Source organism: Bacteroides cutis (assembly GCF_900241005.1).
Lineage (GTDB): Bacteria > Bacteroidota > Bacteroidia > Bacteroidales > Bacteroidaceae > Bacteroides > Bacteroides cutis.
In genome coordinates, this window is the sequence record NZ_OEST01000003.1 from 244598 (window position 1) to 263635 (window position 19038).

Genomic DNA, 19038 nt, shown 5'->3' on the forward strand with positions numbered 1-19038 from the left:
TAGAGTTATGAAAGTTGCAATAAGCGGAGCATCCGGCTTTATAGGGACGCATCTCATGGAATATCTGACAGAGCATCATCACCAGGTTATTCCTATCGGAAGGGGATTTTTGCAGGAAGATGCTTTCCAGCAATTGGTAGAATCTTTGGAAGGATGTGATGCACTTGTTAATTTGGCAGGTGCTTCTATCAACCGGCGTTGGACTCCCAAATACAAATGTGAACTACGTCATAGCCGTATCGGAGTGACTTCCCGATTGGTAAAAGCTATGAAGGCGGCGCAGAAACGGCCTGAAGTGATGTTGTCTGTGTCGGCCGTCGGTTATTATCCTTCACGGGGATACTATAGCGAGCAGGATGACATGATTGCCGAGGGTTTCTTGGCTTCACTGTGCCGTGAGTGGGAAGCGGAGGCTCAAAAGTGTCCATCTGATGTCCGTATGGTCATCACTCGTTTGGGAGTTGTTCTTGCACCGGATGGCGGTGCTATGCAACAGATGGTTTTACCTTTAATTCATACAAAGTTCTCTGCCGTAATCGGTTCGGGCAAGCAGACTTTTCCTTGGGTGAGTATACAGGATGTATGCCGTGCCGTCACTTTTTTAATAGAGCATAAAGATACGCAAGGTGTTTATAATGTAGTAGCCCCACAATTTATATCGCAGAAACATCTGGCGCATGCATTGGCGATAGCCTACCATGCTTGGGCAACCGTGCCTGTGCCGGGTTGGGTTTTTCATTCTCTCTTGGGTGAAATGAGCAGTGTCCTGCTGAATGGACAGACGGTTTCGCCTTCCCGCTTGCTTGAAGCCGGTTTCACATTTTCCGTGCCTACCATTGAGTCATTATTGAAACTGCCGGATACACGGACGGTACCTTCTTTGGATGTTGCCCGTTATATGGGACTTTGGTATGAAATAGCCCGTTATGATAACTCCTTTGAACAAGGAATGACCGATGTAACAGCCACTTATTCCCTGTCATCCGACGGAAAGATACGGGTAGAAAATGCAGGTCTTAAAAATGGAGTGAAGAAACGTGCTGTGGGACATGCTTACCGTCCCGATGAAAAACAACCCGGTAAGTTGAAAGTCTCTTTTTTCCTTTGGTTCTATTCCGATTATTATGTTCTGGAATTGGATAAGGAGAACTATAGCTATGCCTTGGTAGGTAGCAGTTCCGATAAATATCTTTGGATATTGAGTCGTAATCCCCATCTGGCTGAAGATATCAAAGGTAAATTGATTGCTTCAGCCCAAAGGAGAGGATATAATATACGGAAACTGCACTTCTTACATGACTAATGTAGAATCTTTTTATAGCTTGGGATATATTTAAACCTTAAATACACATTCTATCCGGTTGCCGTCAGGATCAAGTACAACACTCTCAAGGTATCCGTCACCCGAAGTGCGAGGTTCACCTGCAATAGTATATCCAGCCGAACGCAGCATTTCAGTTTGTTGTAATATGTCCTCTTTACTGTCAAACGAGAATGCGAAATGAGTCAGTCCTAATCTGTTTTCTTCAACCGGAGTATTCTGTACATCGGGGCGGCTCATTAATTCCAAATCAATTCCTCCTTCAAACCGGATAAAGTAAGATTCGAATCCTTTTTTCGGATTGATATACTTTTCATTACTGATACCCTTGAAGTATCGGGTATAGAACTCTTTCATTGCTTCCAAACGGAAAGTCCAGATTGCTAAATGATGTATTCTCATACGATTATTAAATTTGAATTTGTAAATGTAAGATAGGAAAAGGATTACCTGTCGAATCTGTTGCATCCCTGCTTGCCACTTCGAAACCTAAATACAGATAAAATTGGAGAGCTTGTTCATTTTGCTCATTGACGTCCACCTTATAAATATGCTTATTGTGGATAGCGTACTTCATCAACCGTTTTCCATATCCTTTACCTTGTTCATCAGGGTGCACAAACAACATTTCAATGAGTTCGTCACTCAATCCCATAAAGGCGGTTATCTTTCCTTCCCGATTACGAATGATATATAAATCTACGGTAGGAAAATATTCCTCCCGTATCAAAGATTTATAAAAAAGTATATTCTCTTCGGTAAGGAAATGATGGGTACTTCGGACGGAAGCTTCCCATAACGCCAGCAGTTCGTCGTAATCCTTTGGAGTAGGTTGGGTTATCATAGATTTTGATATTAAAAATCGGCTTTTTGAGTTATCTTAATAGCTTCTTCTGTCACAGGATGTACAAACTCCAGTGCTTCGGCATGCAGGTACAGCCGTTCGGCCTTTCTTCCGTAAAGTTCATCGCCCATGATGGGACAGTGTAAACCAAGGGGATGGGCGGCATGTACCCTAAGTTGATGAGTACGCCCCGTACGTGGATAGAAAGCGACACGGGTATACTTATCTCTGCGTTCCAATACCTGGAAATCAGTGACAGCCGGTTTCCCGTATTCTGTATGTACCATCTGTCGTGGACGGTCCAGCGGATTAAGACAGAGCGGAAGTTCAATAGTGCCTTTATTTTCGGAAATCTTCCCTTCGAGCAAAGCAATGTAACGTTTCTTAACGAGACGGCTTTTGAATTGCGCTTGCAGATTTTGATGTACACGTTTGCTTTTGGCAATTATCAGTAAACCGGATGTGGCCATATCAAGACGGTGGACTATCATAGGTCCATCTGCTGCGGGATATTGTTTACGCATTATGCTGTAAACCGAAACTGTCTCTTTTTTTCCGGGTACCGATAACATTCCTGCCGGTTTGTTGACAACCACCAGCCATTCGTCTTCATACACCACCTCAAGTTTTTCCGTTATACTTTGCATACTTTTCAGCATAGGGTTTTCGTCCACCTCAAGTCCTTGCAGCATATGCTGTAAGATGGGTTCACACTTCCCTTTGCATGCCGGATAGTAATGTCCGTGGTAGCGTATTTCTGTTTTAGGAGACGCTCCCCACCAGAATTCAGCCATTGCAATCGGTTTCCAGTCATGCAGATAGGCTTGTTGCAACAGTTTGGGAGCGGCGCATTCTCCAGCTCCGGCAGGGGGTGTTTTATGAACGGTCTGTTCAAAGATTTCACATAAGTCTTTAGACTCTCCCAGGAAATTGAGCATCTTGAATTGTTCAAATAATTGTTGCTGCAGAGCGGCAGAACGTGTTTTACGTTCTGTTTTCAACCGCTGTATCCGGCATTTCCGGTCATCAACCTGCCTTTGCAGCTTACCGGTTTCTTCTTTCCAAAAACGTTCCTGCCGTTTGTATTCTGCTTTCTGAAACTGACTTTCCCGTATCAATACCGCTTCTTCTTCCTTTGAGAGAATAGTTGCTTTTCTTCGTTCTTCCCGTTTCTCTTTGGCGGCTTTCATCTGTTGTTTCGTTCTACTCAATGCTTCTTGCGCCTTTAGCTCCAATACGGAAAGCTGTCCGGTCAACTCTTTGTATTCTTCCTCTTCTTCCAGTTCCCTGATATGCACATTGATTTGGGATATCTTTTCTTCCTCAATCTTGAAAAAGCCCTCCGGACATAGTAAATCATATATCGGCGGAACAAAAAAAGGATGTATGTTCTTTCCTGCCAGAATACCTGAAAAAGCAGCAAGGTAACCGGTTTCTCCTTCTTTAGTCTGTACTACCAATACTCCGAACATTTTACCCAATTTCAATTCCTCTTTCCACGCTTGTTGGTGTGAAAGATAATCTTGCACCTCTTTCGCAGCCAATACACAAAGCGGATGAGGCGTGTAACAGAACGGGTATGTAAATTTCTCGGGTAGGGGGATGTCTGCTATCGGAGTATGGAAGTGGTGTAACATGGGTATTCAATCATCAATGGAATAGTCATTGTCTGTATTGATGTGAAAAATATTCTCGCTCTCTTCTTCTGATCCGGATATGATCTCCTCATTAATATTTTCCTCTAACCGTGGATGGTGCAACACCTTTTTCTTTTTACTATGATTGCCATATTTACGTTCTCTTTCCCAAGCAGCTTTGCGTGCCTGGTATTTTTCATATTGATTTTCAAGATAATTATCTGCCATAAAATAACTGCTTTGGGAATAGATATTGTAGAGTTATCAATTATGCAAAGTTACAGAAATCTTGCCATTTATTGTTCTGCCAATTCATAAAATATCTATATTTGTTTCTTTGTAATAGGATGAATGATTAATCGGAGGTAAAATATTATGTTAGCATATACATACATTGAACACGGAAAATTTGAATTGTTGCAGAAACCGGTACCAGAACTGAAAGACTCGCGTGATGCGATTGTGCGTGTAACACTGGGCAGTATCTGTACCAGCGACCTCCATATTAAGCATGGTAGTGTGCCCCGTGCGGTTCCGGGAATTACGGTCGGACACGAAATGGTGGGTATCGTAGAGCAAGTGGGGCAGGACGTTACTTCAATAAAATGCGGTGACAGGGTAACTGTAAATGTTGAGACTTTCTGCGGTGGATGTTTTTTCTGCCGTCATGGATATGTAAATAATTGTACGGATCCTGATGGCGGTTGGGCTTTAGGTTGTCGCATTGATGGCGGTCAGGCAGAGTACGTCAGAGTTCCTTATGCCGACCAAGGCTTGAACCGCATTCCGGATACAGTGAGCGATGAACAAGCGCTTTTTGTGGGTGATGTACTGGCAACTGGCTTCTGGGCAGCCCGTATCTCAGAAATTTCCGGAGAGGATACGGTTCTTGTCATCGGTGCCGGTCCTACGGGTATTTGTACTTTGCTTTGTGTCCTGTTGAAGCAACCTAAACGCATTATTGTCTGCGAGAAGTCTCCCGAAAGAATTCGTTTTGTCCGTGAACACTATCCTGATGTACAGGTGACGGGACCGGAAAACTGCAAGGAGTTTGTGTTTCAAAACAGCGAACATGGCGGAGCCGATGTCGTGTTGGAAGTGGCGGGTACTGAAGATACTTTCCGTTTAGCTTGGGAATGTGCCCGGCCCAATGCTGTGGTCACCGTCGTGGCACTCTACGATAAACCGCAACTTCTTCCTTTGCCTGATATGTATGGTAAAAATCTGACCTTCAAAACCGGTGGAGTGGATGGTTGCGATTGCGCGGAAATCCTCCGTCTGATCGGTGAAGGCAAGATTGACACTACCCCTCTCATTACCCATCGTTTTCCTTTGAACGAAATAGAGAAGGCGTATCACATCTTTGAAAACAGGCAGGAAGGAGTTATTAAAGTTGCCATAGAAGGTTTATTTACCTGATCCTCGTGTACGGAGTTCCCAAAACGCTACAGCGGCAGCTGCCGCCACATTGAGTGAATCAACTCCGTGTGCCATCGGAATACGAACCACGTAGTCTGCCCCGGCTATTGTTTCGTGTGCGAGCCCGTCTCCTTCAGTCCCCATTATAATGGCAAGTTTGGTTTCTTTTGCCAGCGCGGGATGGTCTATGGAGATTGAATTGTCGGTAAGTGCCATGGCAGCTGTACGAAATCCCAAATCATTCAGGCGGTTGAGTGGACCTTCCATCCAAGTCCACGGAACAAGAAATACCGATCCCATGGATACTCTTACTGCACGGCGGTTCAGTGGGTCGCACGAGGTAGGTGTGAGCAGTACCGCATCTATCCCCAAAGCAGCGGCCGAGCGAAAGATAGCACCGATATTGGTAGTATCCACCACGCCATCCACCACCACGATGCGGCGCGCATCTCGGCATACTTCCTCAATGTTGCGTGGCTGCGGACGGCGCATGGCGCACAGAACACCCCGTGTGAGAGTATAGCCGGTGAGTGTGGCAAGTAATTCTCTGTCACCCGTATATACAGGTATGTCTCCACATCGTCCAATGATAGTGGCGGCATCTCCGGTGATATGCTTTTTTTCGCATAAAAGAGCAAGAGGTTCATATCCTGCTTCTAAAGCCACAGTGATAACCTTAGGACTTTCTGCAATAAAGATACCTTTTGAAGGCTCTATACGGTTACGTAATTGCGCTTCAGTGAGGGTGCTGAATATTTCTACTCCGGGGTGGGAGAGGGAAGATATTTGGATGATGGGCATGGTTGTTACAGTGTTTTTATTATTTTTTGGCAAAGGTAGAAACTTTTGTTCTGAATGTTTCGTCTTTTACATAATCTTTGGGAGGATGCTTGATTTGATGTCCTGTCATCATTCCTATCCCATGATGTTCGATGGATTTTTGTTGGCAAAGAGTAATTGTTCAGATAACTTGCCGTTTCGGGCAGCTTGTCAAATATCAAAATAAATGTAAGGCTTCACGGAGAACCGGACAGATTTCCCCGAGATTATAAACTTGGCATATCTATTTGTCAAATTGATTTTAAAATAGTACTTATGAGGCGATTCCTGTTTCTAAATCGCTCCTTTTACTGACATACACACTTCCCGTAAACTCCGAAAGCGTATGATTTTGTGCATGAATATACAATGTTTTTACCGAATACCCATCGGCTTTACATTTTCCGTGCGAGAGATGTTAACTTCCCACGTGAGGGATATTAATTTCTTACGCGAGAGTTGTTAACTTCTGGCGTGATGGATGTTAACTTCCCTCATAGGAAAAATGAATATTTCTACTGGGAACGCTCTTTTTCTTCCGTGAAAAGAACATTTTCGTATGGACAGTCGACTGTTTCCCGTTTATTTGAGTTGTACATATTTCTGTATTTTGCTATTTATGAAGAAGATACGGATTTTCGTTTGCATATTTTCGCTTACGTCTGCCAACGGGTGAAAATATGCGATTCTCAGAATGCAGAAAGTGCAAAGTGTCAAAAACGTGTAAGTAATACCGAGGTTACTCTCTTTGGGGATTGCTGAAACAGATGTGTTTCCCTGTTAAATTTTTACTGGTTTTCGATGCAGCATATTATGCTAATTGATTATCAATAGTTTACGGCTTAAAAGATAGACTGCTCAAAAATTTACTTGTTTTTTTTGCCGAAAATCGAAGATTTAACGTTTTTAACCTTAGTTTGTCTTCAAACGAAGGGAAAAAGAGAAAAATGGCTCTCTTTTGCTCCGAAACCTCCGGTTCGCGAAGATAAGGCATATCGGTGATTATTTCGCCGATTCGAGTTGCAAAATCAGAGATGGTTTTACGGATTTTGGGGTTGGCTCTTGTGTCTTACAATAGCTCGAATCATGTCTGTTTTGTGAGCAGGATTTCTGTGTCTTTTGCAGCCAAAAAAAGAAAGTCGGCAGATATAGTTCGGTTCGGCTTTGGCGAAGCCATTTTTTTTCTCTCCCTCTGTTAGCTTTACTTTAATGTACGTATATATGAATACGGAGATAAAGTAAAGTTGATTTTCATTTTGAGGTGCAAATAAATTCTGAATTTGGTGGTATATTCAGGAATAAGTCTTATTTTTGTATTGAATAATATTTTGTTTGTTGATTGGCAGATATGTAAACTATGAATAATATAATAGCTTTTAATGTTTCAAGTCCCAGTGATATTGCTTTGCAAATTGCAGCAAGAGTCAAGGTTCGGAGACTTGAATTGGACTTAACTCAAGAAGGATTGGCAGCAAGAGCAGGAGTCAAGTTTGCTACTTATCGCAGATTTGAGCAGACGGGAGAGATTTCATTAAGAGGATTGCTTCAAGTAGGCTTTGCTTTGAATGCGCTTTCTGATTTTGATGCTCTTTTTGCGCAGAAGCAATATCAGTCATTAGATGATGTATTGAATGAGCAAAGTGTTATACGTAAAAGAGGGAAGAAAAATGAATAGCATAAAGCAGATAGAAATCATTTATGACAATCGTTTGGTCGGTCGTTTGGCCTTGTTGAGGACAACGAGCAATTTTCTAAAATATATTCAAGAAAATGGCCTTTAATTATGAGCGATAGGGAACTAATTCCAAATGTTAATGTTACTGAATCCAGTAAATTGGATAGCCGTTCAATTCGGTTTTTGAAAGATATCTTTCCGGATGACTTGGTTGACTGTTCTCAGCTTCAAGAAGGCGGTACCTTGCCGAATATTGATGGATATCTTGATATTCTGTGTCCTGATGGTACCGCAAGAGAAAAGGTTGTGGTTCAAGTTAAACATCTTACTTATCCAGAGAAAAATGGGGATGTATATTATGACATTCCTCAGTCGATTTATGCATATGCAGAACGACATAAAGGTGAACTTGTCTTATTTATTGCTTGTGATTATGAGCACAAAAAAATTTATTGGAGAAATATTAGCGAAACTTCAATAGAAGAATTTAGAAATAAGTCAGATCACATACAAAATACAGCAAGATATCATTTTCTTGATAGTGAAAAATGCTCAGAAAACAATGTAAAAGAAACTATTGAACTTTGGCGTGAACTATATAAAAAGAAAATGGATTCCATTAAGGATGACCGAAAATTGGCAGATCAGTTTGCTTCAAAACAAAGGATGTGCTTTAATCTCATTTCCTCTGAATTACACGGTGTAAAAGATTCCCATATATATAGGTATCAGGTTGATGAAGTAATGCAATGGATTACGAAAGATATCAGCAGAAATGAGAAATCCATTTGTCTTCTTGCAGGTGATGCCGGAGTAGGTAAGTCAGCTGTATTAAAAGAACTGATTTCTAAGAACCGGAATGATGGTATCAAGTATTTATGCATTAAAGCTGATTCTATTGATGATAATGGTAATCCTATCACTTTAGGCGAATTGCGTGATACATTGGCATATTACAGTGCATCAGCTGAGAACGTGATTCTGATTATAGATCAAATCGATGCACTGTCTCAATCTCTCACTAACGATAGAACACACTTAAATATGATGATGGCAGTACTATCATCACTGGAAGATTGGACTAATGTTAAAGCTGTTGTTTCGTGTCGTAAATATGATCTTGAATATGATTCTATTTTAAATAGCCTTAAGGATAAATCCACAATTATTGAGATAGGAGAACTGTCCGATGAGGAGGTTGCCATGGCACTTGATAAACTGGAAGAAGGGCTTAGCAAGAAAGTAGATTGTGTGACGGCTAAAATACTCAGAACAGTTCAGGTTCTGAATTCATTTTCTATTTTGTTTCAGCGGAATAAATCAAGAATAAACTTCAATAGTCAGATAGAACTTTACGATGCCCTATGGGACACTATCATTTTGGATTCATCCTCACAATATGATGTGGAAATAAGGGAACAGTTGATGTATAAGATTGCTGAAACAATACGTAAGGCTGGAACCTTGAATCCTCAGTTTGCACCAACCTCCAGTCAGAAACAAGCTTACGAGTATCTGGCAAGCAATGGTCTTATCCGGCGTGAGGGATGTGCTGTTTCATTCTTCCATCAATCTTTCTATGAATATACTCTTGCCCGTCATTATTCTGAAAATAATAGTCTGTTTGCAACTGATATCAAAAAAGAGATTCAGGGCTTGGAAATGAGATCAATGGTTAAGGCCGTTCTTGATTTTAAACGGGGGCATGATATCATCAAATTCGTTGAAGAAGCTCGTAGTATCCTCATGGATTCGGATATTAGACTTCATCTAAAACTATTAACATTATCGGTATTAGCTTTTGTAAATAATCCATCCTGTGGTGAAAAACTTCTTATTACCGAGGTCTATCAGAAAGATAGAAAAATGTTGGGATATTTCCTTCGAGGAGTAAGTTCAATAAGTTGGTTTCCAACTATCCGAAATATTTTGAACAGAATGATGCCTGAACTCAGGAAGACCGATGAAGTGTTTTTCCCAATCATGGTATGTTTATCCCGCTATGCTTTCCGTAATCCAGAAGATGTGTATGGTATGATTAATCAAATACAAGATCAGGAATCAAGATTATTAGCTATTGCATATAATTTGAGAGAACATAACGACTATGGTCAATCTTGTGTTCTCAAAGCATACGCTGAAACAAAATCACAAAACGCTTTTTTTGTCATCAATATAATTCAGGATGCAATTCAAAGCAACAGTAAATTTGCTTTGGAGGAGACAGAGAAACTGATTATAGATTGTTTTATGTCTGAAGACTCATGTAATAAACATGATCAATATGAGTTGGCGAAAGTATTATGCCCCAAACTGTCTATTGAATACTCGAAGGAAATGCTCAGAGTACTGCACAATTGCATTTGCAAAACGGTATATAAAACAGCGCAAAATGGCTATTATGGTTTTTCAACAACAAAAGCATTCTACAGGATTGATATGGAGACTAGTAACGGAAAACTGCTGAAGATATACGAAGACCTTTTGATTCGCTATTCGCCAGATGAAACTATTGTGCGCCCACTCGTTATAGACCTTTTGTCACTGAAAAATGAGACAACATTATCTATGGCTTTTACTGCTATGGCAGTAGCTCCAAAATTGTATGATAATTTGATTCGTCCTCTCTTGGAGAACAGTGAGGAAATCGAAAGATATCTTCACGGAGATGTAGAGTTTTTCTTTTTGAAAATGCTTAGAGCTTGGTATGATACATTGAACGAAAACGATGCAGAGTTGTATCAGAGATTATTGTTATCTTATAAGTCTGAATTCGATTTTAAATACGATGCTGCAAGAAAGTGGAGTCGATTCCTATGTCCTCATTTATGGTGGAACAAATGGGTACTGATATGCAATACATTGCCAGAAGACCTTATGATTCCGGAAATGAAGAGATGTTATCAAGAACTTATGCGCAGATTTGGAAGACGATATGAAGTTGAAAAGCCTGATCATTCTGTTATTGTAGGACATTTTTGTGGTGGTGTTGTAAGTAGTGAAAAATATGGAAGATGGCCGATTTCGAACTGGCTGAGTTCATTTCTGAAACTTGGAGAATATAAATGGCGTGAAGGTAGAAATCCTATCAGCCTAAGAGAACATGCTGATGCTTTTAAAAAGTGTGTGACCTCTGAGCCTAATAAGTTTTACGATTTTGTATTGGAAATAAGCACTATGGCTGATATTTCGGATATGTATAAAGTTGCCGGTCTTGAAGGTCTTCTTGCTGGCGGAATCAATCCTAATTCTCTTTGGAATTTGGCGGAGCTGTACATCACAGAAGTGTTTGCCAAGTTAGATAGCTATACGTTTAGCCAAATTGTTGAGTACTATATTAAAGAGGAAAATAGGCATATTGATGGAATCATGCAGTTATGCAAAACTCTTACTATTGATTCTTTTGCTGAGAATGATAGTTTAGTTATAGATGAGGATAGAAACATGGATATGAGTAGGCGAGCATCTGACTTACTTACAAGGGGTATGAATTCGTATCAAGGTCGTGCTGCTGAATTATTAGTGCATATGTGTACGATACCGTCGCGTAGATTGGAAATTTACGAGTTCTTCACCAATTGCTGTTCGATCTTGCACGACTGTGTGAAAACTATGCCACTTTATTACCTTAATACGGAAAGCTATTTTGATGAAGAACTATATTTCCGGATGCTGAAACCTCTTCTTTCTGGTATGGGCCCCGAAGCATTATATATTCGAGCAAATGCAATACAATGGTGCTTTTACCATAAGAATGATGTAGTAAGTAATTATATCAATTGTATTGAGCATGATTTTTCAAGCCATGAATTACTCGTTCAGATATATTTTTATGGTGCGGTAGGGGGACAGAATTCAGAGGAATGTGAAGATCGACTTGAGAAAATACTTGCTGTTGATAATGAGGATATTGTAGCAAAAATCGTTGAGATTGCCATGAAGTCATATGTGTATGCTGAATACCGAGATTTAAGCATGAAGTATCTAGAACGATATGCAATGGACAATAGGGAAAAAGTTGTAAATGCGTACTTATGGTATTGTAATTCCCTCCCAATTGAGGCTTTTGACTGGTACTGCGGTATTGTCAAGACCAATATGGGTAAGAAGGATAGAGAAATATATAATCAGCTAGAATATGTAAAGAAATGTATTCCAGTTTATCCCGTCCAGTCTTATAAATTCATCTCCTCTCAGAGGTATTCTGACATAGATGGTGTAAATATGGTCGATGATGAAATAGTTGAAATTTTACTTGAGATATATAAAAAACTGAGTCAGGATGAGAATGAGGATGCTATGAATGAGATACTTGATTTATTTGATGAATACATTTATCGTGATAATAGGGTTTTGAAAAATGCGGTTTCTCTATTGTCATAACTTTTAAAAGAGGAAAAAAACATGAATAGCATAAAACAGATAGAAGTCATTTATGATAATCGTTTGGTCGGTCGTTTGGCTTTGACCAAAGAGGGATTATGTGCATTTGAGTATTCGGCTGAATGGCTCAATACAGGCTTCTCTATATCTCCATTTGAATTGCCATTACGCAGCGGGGTATTTATAGCAAAACCTCGTCCGTTTGAAGGCGAATTCGGTGTTTTTGATGATTGCTTGCCTGACGGTTGGGGGGTGTTGATTCTTGATAGATATTTGCAACAGAATGGAATAAATCCCCATACATTATCATTGCTTGACCGTCTTGCATTGGTCGGTTCGACTGGACGTGGTGCGTTGGAGTTTCGTCCTGACAAAAGTGTTGTATCAAAACAAGAGTATGCGGATTTCGAGAAGTTGGCATTGAACGCTGAACAGATTCTTGATAGTGAAGATTATACAGGTGAGGGAATCGAGGAGTTTCAATATAGAGGCGGTTCTCCCGGTGGTGCCCGTCCGAAAATATTCACTCGCTTTGAAGATAAAGAATGGATGGTTAAGTTTCGTGCGAAGAGAGATTCAAAACGTATCGGTGTTGATGAGTACAATTATTCGCTTCTTGCAAAGAAATGCGGAATTGAAATGCCAGAAACACGATTGTTTGAGGAAAAATATTTCGGAGTTGAGCGTTTTGACCGTACCCCAAGCGGCAAATTGCATGTTGTTAGTGTAGCTGGACTAATCGGGGCGGACTATCGTTTGCCAAGCATAGACTATACTCATATCTTTCAAGTATGCGCAGTTTTGACGCATAGCGTGGCGGAAATGTGGAAAGTGTATCGTCTTATGGTATTCAACTACTTGATTGATAACAAAGATGACCACGCCAAGAATTTTGCTTTCATCTATCGTGATGGCGATTGGCATTTTGCTCCGGCATTCGACCTTTTGCCAAGTGATGGCATAAATGGCTTCCGAACAACTTCAATTAATGACAAAATTGAGCCAACGAAAGAAGATATTATAGCCGTTGCGGTTAAAGCTGGCTTGAACGAGAAAAAAGCTATTGAGATTTTGAAGAGTATTGAAGTAATAATTTTGTAATAACTATTAAAAACCATAGTATATGTCTCTTGTACTAAAACCGTTTCATGAATTGCTAGAAATGCATTTCATTATACCGCCGTACCAACGTGGATATCGTTGGGAATCACGTCAAGTAGAGGAACTTCTTGATGACCTGTTGGATTTTGTAAAATCTCTGAAGACAAAAAGGAATCGTAATAATGAAGGCCATGAACCATACTATTGCCTTCAGCCCATTACAGTAGTAAGACATCCCGAAAATGCCGATACGTATTTTGTAGTCGATGGTCAGCAACGCCTTACAACGATATATATCCTCATGCATTATTTGTCGAAAAACAGTGATTATGAATATCCGGTATATACATTTTCTCTTCCCAGTAGAGATGTCCAGAATGGATATCTGGACAAACTTGAATTCATGGAGGATGATAAGAAGTTTATTGATAACATAGACAATTTCTATGTGAAAAAAGCATACTCTACAATTGTAGTGTGGTTTTCAAGAGATGGACATGATAGATATAAAGGAAAAATTCGAGATATCTTTGCAATGATGCCGGATGGGGATGAGGAACAAAACGATGTCCGAGTAATATGGTACGAAATCAACAGCAGGGAAGCACACAAGGCTTTCCGTGAACTTAACTATGGAAAGATACCGCTGACCTCGACGGAGCTTGTCAAGGCTTTGTTGCTGCAGGAAAGGAATACAAATTCATCTGGGCATTATAGCAGGGGCGCATCATATCGCAGAGCGCTTGAGTGGGACTCAATGGAACATGCATTACAGAATCCTTATTTATGGTCTATGCTCGCCGAATCGAATGACGGCACATTGTCCCACATGGAACTTGTCCTTGATTTTGTAGCAGACAGACTGAATAATGAAATGAGCAACGTAGACGGCAACAGACCCGTGGAACGCAAGGAGTCCAAAGATTTCAGAGATGACTTCAATTATCAGGTAATCAATGAATATCTTAGGAGGAATGACAATAACAGTAATACGGTAGAAGATGTATGGAAAAGGATCCAGACAATTTTCAATCTTGTATGCAACTGGTATTCCAACAGGCATTGGTATCATCTGATAGGGCTCTGCCGTATACTGCAAATCGGGAAGCAACGGAAACGCAGAGATTTTGTAGAGTATATCTATAAACTATCAGTAGATGAAAACGGAACTCCAATTGATAGACCGCAATTTACCGACAAACTGGAGAAGGAGGTGGGCAGACTTGTCAGACTGGGGAAGGATATTACTCTTGAAGGCCTCAGGTATGATGAACACAACGAAGCCATAATAAAAGTGTTGAAAGTGCTTAATGTTCAAGAAGCGATAAATGACAATGCGGAAGAAAAGCGGTTTGCGTTTCATTTATTTGAGATATTCAATGTGACATCGCTTGAACATATCCATCCGCAAAACATTACCTCTGATATCAATTACCAGGATTTCAGAATGTGGTTTGAAAGGAGAAGTGAGGATTTCAAAAAACTTGATGATGCTGAATTACGCACCTTGCTACAGAACGAGGCGACTGATGGCCAGAATTCTGACTCCATGGACCTGAATTCACGGGTAGCTGTGAAGAGAGCGGAAGTAGAGAAGGCCATTAGCGTTTTGAAGACTTTGACATCTGACAAGAAAAACTATTTTGATGATTACAACCACAACGAACTAGAGCGCAATGCCAGAATCCTAGACGGATTTTTCGGTGACCTGGCCGGGATAAACCAGAATGAGATGCATAGTATTAGAAATCTGGCCCTGGTTGACAAAGAGACAAACTCGGCCTTACAGAATTATCTATTGGACAGGAAACGCTCCATTCTTATGGACCGCCATGACAGGTGTGACATTTCTGATCCGTCTACCCCAAATGGTACTTATGCACCTCCGTCAACACGCAAGGTGTTTTGTAAAGAGTATTCCAGATGCTCTCCTGGTGATATGCGTTTATGGCGTCCGGAAGACAGGAACAACTATTTTAGAGTTATTGAAGAAGTATATAATTATTACACCTCAAAATAAACGAGAATATGCTCAACAAGAATACAGAAAAATACAATAAGTTCGCCGCCAGAAACGGTGTAGCTATTCCTATAATCCAACGTGACTACGTACAGGGAGCAGATGTAAACTTCGAAAAGCGTGACAAGTTCATCAAAAAACTGCTTGATGCCTTACTGAACCGGGAAACGTGTGAATTGCATTTCATATATGGATCAACGGATATGACAAAAACGTCTGAACCATATTTCCAACCGGTGGACGGGCAGCAGAGGCTAACTACACTTGCTCTTATAGGCTGGTTGCTGAACCAGAAGTGTGGCCTTAAATATTCCGGTTGCCTGAAGCCGCTTACATATACATCACGTCCGTCAACAGAGCAGTTCTGCAAGCTTATGCATGAATTCAAACTGCCGGAAAAGTATGTACCTTCCATATCGGATTACATAAAAAATGTTCCAGGATGGTTCTCTGAATCATGGAAGTTGGATTCTTCCATAAATTCCATGCTTGAATTTCTTGATAAGGCTGATTTTGTGCTTGGATCGGAACCGTATAAAGACCATATAGAGGATATGGCAGATACATTCTTCAATGATTCACCGTTTGAGTTTGAGAACCTTGATATGGAGAATTTAGACCTAAATGACGACTTGTATGTCAAGATGAACGCCAGAGGTAAATTGCTTACTCCATTCGAAAACTGGAAAGCGGAATTCGAAGATTTTCTGGGAATCAATTTCAAGAACGTAAAATATCAGTTCGGTGATATTCCGGGAATGCCGGATACGCCTACCTTGAAAGAATACTTTGAATATTCAATCGAACATGACTGGTGTGATATGCTCTGGCCGAAGGCGTATAGCCGCTGGCAGGCAAAAAGCGAGGAGGAAAAGAAGAAGATCTTGTATCCGTCCATTGATGAATGGTTCATGAACCTGCTTGACTATGTGTCGCAATTCCTCATGTTTGCCACTATGCCGGATGCAGAGACTGTTTATAAAAACAGTGGACTGAAAAATATGAAGGATCTTTATACATATGAAATAGACCGTTCAAGGCTTGAAGTGTATAAGGATAAGGAGAATGTGATAAAGCTGTTCAGGATTCTTGATCTGCTTGTAGGTATCTACAAGAGGTACGAGGATTTTGGTACTTTCATGTCGCGTTATTTTATTGCAACATCTTCTACTGCACGTCTGGAGAAAGAGGAGGAGAGACATAAGGTCAATCTGTTTGACTATAATATAGACCTTGTCTCAACATGTCTAGAAATGGGAACTGATATGGATATTGCATTTCAGATTATCTTGTGGAGTTTCTTTCAGTGGATGCTTTCCCATTCTGAGGAACTTTTGCCAGATTCTGACATAGTTGCTTCTACAGACTACTTGAGGGTAATGACTGGTTGGGTCAGAGGAAGAAGACAGCGTCTTACCAACGGATATTCTGTTGGAGCGAATGCCCGTTTAGCGGATTTCCATGAGGCTGACAATATTTCGCGTAAACTCTCTACTGCAACGAATATGTTTGAAACCCTACTGGGAACAACTGAAAAATCTCTTGAGGATGAGCGCGTCAAATGCAGATTATATGATAAGCCGAATTTTGATATTATCAGGGAACTGTCCACGTGTCGTCCTCTTTATTATTCATTCGGACTTTTAATGCCTTCTATAATAAGTTGTACTGATACAGAAAGCTACATAAAGAGATTCTATGGTTTCTGGGCTATGAGCGATACTGAAAGGGTCCAAAGCCTTGTAGGCTGCGGTTTCAATGGGATCAGGCCATATGTGGACTGCTGGTTTTTCGGTATGACGGGAAGATGGGATTATCTCCTCACAATAGGTAAAGATGATAGAGGTTTTGATAATGCAGTTGAAGCTTTTACGCATTTGATGAACGATGATAGCCCTATACGTTATTCTTATGACAGCATGGCCTATTATATGGTGAACTATAAAGAATTTGTAGAAGCAAATAAAGAAGGTGTGATGCGCCACTATTTCAGGCATGATGCAGATAATGAATTTACTGTATGGACCATTAAATCTCCAAAAACGAAACCATGGCAGGGATATAATACTGACCCATATGCATACACAGTGCGTAAACTATATGAAAGTGGGGGGAGTCATGAATACGAACTCAGTGATTGGAGTGACAATGCGGAACACGGTGCTTTGTACATAAGGACTGAGGGTTCGGAATCTGATGCCATGTATATGGAATGCTATCCAAAAGGTTGGGAGATTGGCATAAGGGACAAAAGACAGAAAGTTACTAGAAAGTTTGGAGATCGTTTTGAAACTATTTCAGACGCAGAAGAGCATACAGTTGGTTTTAGGGATGTTGAAAAAAAATTCAGCTTTGACGGCATTGTGCTTCTTGATCTCCCTGGCAAAGACCGTGTACAGACTGCACTTGATTTTTTAGAGGCAATATTATAGAAAATACGGGATTCAAGGTTGAAGGTGCTATAAGAAGCTATATGAAAAACTTCTGAGGTTATTTGGCAAATATAGAAAGGCGTATGACGGAGGCAATTGAAATCTATCTTTGCATACGGTGTACTTTTCAACTTGGTGATGAGATTCTAAGGCTTGCCAAAGAAGACAATTTTAGAGAAAGTTTTACAGAACTTGAGTTTAAAAACAAGGAAAATGTGGATTTAATGAAGTAGAAATAACCATGAGTGGCGGATATTTTAATCGGCATATGATTGCCTTCGGAGAGATAGCTAATTCTATCGAGCGTGATATTGCGAGAGCTTTACAACCAAAGCCGGAGAAGATACATAAAGATTATTGGACTATTTACGAGAAAGATAGCTTTGTTTCATACCATAGCTATATGGGTTTTGCCAGTTATGAAGATGCGGAATCTTTTCTTCTGACAGATAAAACTATCGTCAAGGCAGAACAAAAATATTCAGAGCAGCATTTTTCGTAGATGGAGTAATATTCCAATCAACAACGCGATATATGTCTGGTACTTCTGACGGTGAACGAATTCCGGTATTATACTCGATTCATCATTGTTATTATGACCGCTATCCAGATGATGCTGATGTATTGGAACTGTCAGATGAAACGATAAATGTAACGAAGGAGGCATATCGGCAAATTCGTATAGCAGAGATATATGCAACTCGCGTAGATTGGATGATGAGTGGCGATGATAGCGAAGAGAATTTTCGTGAGCGTATAAAGGAAGATTTGGCAGAGTTTGAAAAGGAATATGCGTCTAAAGACTGGATTTTTTCCGATGTTGACTGAAAAATGTCAGATATTGTATGTGTAATATATCATTAAGCAAATCAAAAGTGTCATCTTTGCATATTATATGATAGATTGACTATGGTAAAGTTATCGACACGGTCGCTTTGCACCTTAAATAGATAAAGATATGACAAAGAATACAATGGGAACCAAACTGCCCCGAAAATTGGAGCAGAAAATGTCGGTTGTGGGAGAACAGATTAAATTAGCTCGTTTACGCAGAAATTTGAGTGTGGCTCAGATTGCAGAACGTGCTACTTGCTCTCCGTTGACTGTGTCCCGAATAGAGAAAGGTGCATCAACAGTAGCAATCGGAATCTACTTGCGAGTGCTGTATGCCTTGCAGCTTGACGATGATATCCTGTGGCTGGCCAAAGAAGACAAACTGGGAAAAGCTTTGCAGGATTTGAGTCTGAAGACAAGGAGGCGAGCTTCAAAAAAGGAATAGAGTGCATATTCTCCTAGTACATAAGTTGCAAATTCTTCTGTTGGAATAAAAAACATGGCTCAAAATTTTGCGTTATGCTATAAAAACATTATGTTTGTATTGCATAAT

General features: G+C 40.3%; 15 protein-coding genes. 10 read left to right on the forward strand and 5 right to left on the reverse strand.

Annotation, left to right across the window (positions count from 1 at the left end; all coding sequences use genetic code 11):
• Positions 1-7: 7 nt before the first annotated feature.
• Positions 8-1303, forward strand: coding sequence for a TIGR01777 family oxidoreductase (locus tag C1A09_RS08325; RefSeq protein ID WP_101543112.1), 1296 nt, complete (start codon positions 8-10; stop codon positions 1301-1303).
• Between the two features lie 30 nt (positions 1304-1333).
• Here the strand turns inward: C1A09_RS08325 and C1A09_RS08330 are convergent, their stop codons facing one another.
• The 4 genes from C1A09_RS08330 to C1A09_RS08345 are packed head-to-tail and all read right to left on the reverse strand — an operon-like array spanning position 1334 to position 4030.
• Positions 1334-1723: a VOC family protein gene (locus tag C1A09_RS08330; protein WP_101543113.1), complete on the reverse strand. Its 390-nt coding sequence runs from the start codon at positions 1721-1723 to the stop codon at positions 1334-1336.
• Positions 1724-1730: 7 nt separating this feature from the next.
• Positions 1731-2165, reverse strand: coding sequence for a GNAT family N-acetyltransferase (locus tag C1A09_RS08335; RefSeq protein ID WP_101543114.1), 435 nt, complete (start codon positions 2163-2165; stop codon positions 1731-1733).
• A gap of 11 nt (positions 2166-2176) precedes the next feature.
• Positions 2177-3802: an RluA family pseudouridine synthase gene (locus tag C1A09_RS08340; RefSeq protein ID WP_101543115.1), complete on the reverse strand. Its 1626-nt coding sequence runs from the start codon at positions 3800-3802 to the stop codon at positions 2177-2179.
• 6 nt (positions 3803-3808) lie between these two features.
• Positions 3809-4030 (reverse strand): hypothetical protein, encoded by a 222-nt coding sequence (locus tag C1A09_RS08345; RefSeq protein WP_101543116.1) that lies wholly within the window; start codon positions 4028-4030, stop codon positions 3809-3811.
• A 147-nt stretch (positions 4031-4177) separates the two neighbouring features.
• Here C1A09_RS08345 and C1A09_RS08350 point away from each other — a divergent pair, with 147 nt between their 5' ends.
• Positions 4178-5221 (forward strand): alcohol dehydrogenase, encoded by a 1044-nt coding sequence (locus tag C1A09_RS08350; protein ID WP_101543117.1) that lies wholly within the window; start codon positions 4178-4180, stop codon positions 5219-5221.
• On the opposite strand, the gene C1A09_RS08355 is transcribed toward C1A09_RS08350, so the two are convergent.
• Positions 5210-6022 carry a TrmH family RNA methyltransferase gene (locus C1A09_RS08355; RefSeq protein ID WP_101543118.1) on the reverse strand — a complete coding sequence of 271 codons (813 nt, stop codon included), beginning with the start codon at positions 6020-6022 and terminating at the stop codon, positions 5210-5212. The two genes, C1A09_RS08350 and C1A09_RS08355, sit on opposite strands and share 12 nt — an antisense overlap.
• A gap of 1375 nt (positions 6023-7397) precedes the next feature.
• Here C1A09_RS08355 and C1A09_RS08365 point away from each other — a divergent pair.
• The 8 genes from C1A09_RS08365 (at position 7398) to C1A09_RS08395 (ending at position 18930) form a co-directional block, all read left to right on the forward strand.
• Positions 7398-7715, forward strand: a complete 318-nt coding sequence (locus C1A09_RS08365) for a helix-turn-helix domain-containing protein (protein ID WP_008764677.1) — start codon at positions 7398-7400, stop codon at positions 7713-7715.
• 108 nt (positions 7716-7823) lie between these two features.
• Positions 7824-12098, forward strand: a complete 4275-nt coding sequence (locus C1A09_RS08370) for an AAA family ATPase (protein WP_101543120.1) — start codon at positions 7824-7826, stop codon at positions 12096-12098.
• A gap of 21 nt (positions 12099-12119) precedes the next feature.
• Positions 12120-13199 (forward strand): type II toxin-antitoxin system HipA family toxin, encoded by a 1080-nt coding sequence (locus C1A09_RS08375; RefSeq protein ID WP_049100254.1) that lies wholly within the window; start codon positions 12120-12122, stop codon positions 13197-13199.
• 22 nt (positions 13200-13221) lie between these two features.
• The gene (locus tag C1A09_RS08380; RefSeq protein WP_057097633.1) at positions 13222-15219 is read left to right on the forward strand and encodes a DUF262 domain-containing protein; all 1998 of its coding nucleotides are present in this window, start codon (positions 13222-13224) and stop codon (positions 15217-15219) included.
• An 8-nt stretch (positions 15220-15227) separates the two neighbouring features.
• Positions 15228-17651: a GmrSD restriction endonuclease domain-containing protein gene (locus C1A09_RS08385; protein ID WP_057097634.1), complete on the forward strand. Its 2424-nt coding sequence runs from the start codon at positions 15228-15230 to the stop codon at positions 17649-17651.
• Positions 17652-17892: 241 nt separating this feature from the next.
• A complete protein-coding gene (locus tag C1A09_RS16510) occupies positions 17893-18153 on the forward strand; it encodes a hypothetical protein (RefSeq protein ID WP_245874983.1) in 261 nt (86 codons plus the stop codon).
• 32 nt (positions 18154-18185) lie between these two features.
• Positions 18186-18479 (forward strand): hypothetical protein, encoded by a 294-nt coding sequence (locus C1A09_RS16515; RefSeq protein ID WP_245874985.1) that lies wholly within the window; start codon positions 18186-18188, stop codon positions 18477-18479.
• A gap of 130 nt (positions 18480-18609) precedes the next feature.
• A complete protein-coding gene (locus C1A09_RS08395; RefSeq protein WP_101543121.1) occupies positions 18610-18930 on the forward strand; it encodes a helix-turn-helix domain-containing protein in 321 nt (106 codons plus the stop codon).
• Positions 18931-19038 lie beyond the last annotated feature (108 nt).

Coding starts and splice junctions, on each gene's coding strand:
- C1A09_RS08385 (WP_057097634.1), top strand. CDS start 15,228: ATGCTCAACAAGAATACAGAAAAATACAATAAGTTCGCCGCCAGAAAC.
- C1A09_RS08350 (WP_101543117.1), top strand. CDS start 4,178: ATGTTAGCATATACATACATTGAACACGGAAAATTTGAATTGTTGCAG.
- C1A09_RS08380 (WP_057097633.1), top strand. CDS start 13,222: ATGTCTCTTGTACTAAAACCGTTTCATGAATTGCTAGAAATGCATTTC.
- C1A09_RS08330 (WP_101543113.1), bottom strand. CDS start 1,723: ATGAGAATACATCATTTAGCAATCTGGACTTTCCGTTTGGAAGCAATG.
- C1A09_RS08370 (WP_101543120.1), top strand. CDS start 7,824: ATGAGCGATAGGGAACTAATTCCAAATGTTAATGTTACTGAATCCAGT.
- C1A09_RS08325 (WP_101543112.1), top strand. CDS start 8: ATGAAAGTTGCAATAAGCGGAGCATCCGGCTTTATAGGGACGCATCTC.
- C1A09_RS08375 (WP_049100254.1), top strand. CDS start 12,120: ATGAATAGCATAAAACAGATAGAAGTCATTTATGATAATCGTTTGGTC.
- C1A09_RS08340 (WP_101543115.1), bottom strand. CDS start 3,802: ATGTTACACCACTTCCATACTCCGATAGCAGACATCCCCCTACCCGAG.
- C1A09_RS16510 (WP_245874983.1), top strand. CDS start 17,893: ATGAGTGGCGGATATTTTAATCGGCATATGATTGCCTTCGGAGAGATA.
- C1A09_RS08355 (WP_101543118.1), bottom strand. CDS start 6,022: ATGCCCATCATCCAAATATCTTCCCTCTCCCACCCCGGAGTAGAAATA.
- C1A09_RS08365 (WP_008764677.1), top strand. CDS start 7,398: ATGAATAATATAATAGCTTTTAATGTTTCAAGTCCCAGTGATATTGCT.
- C1A09_RS08335 (WP_101543114.1), bottom strand. CDS start 2,165: ATGATAACCCAACCTACTCCAAAGGATTACGACGAACTGCTGGCGTTA.
- C1A09_RS08395 (WP_101543121.1), top strand. CDS start 18,610: ATGACAAAGAATACAATGGGAACCAAACTGCCCCGAAAATTGGAGCAG.
- C1A09_RS08345 (WP_101543116.1), bottom strand. CDS start 4,030: ATGGCAGATAATTATCTTGAAAATCAATATGAAAAATACCAGGCACGC.
- C1A09_RS16515 (WP_245874985.1), top strand. CDS start 18,186: ATGTCTGGTACTTCTGACGGTGAACGAATTCCGGTATTATACTCGATT.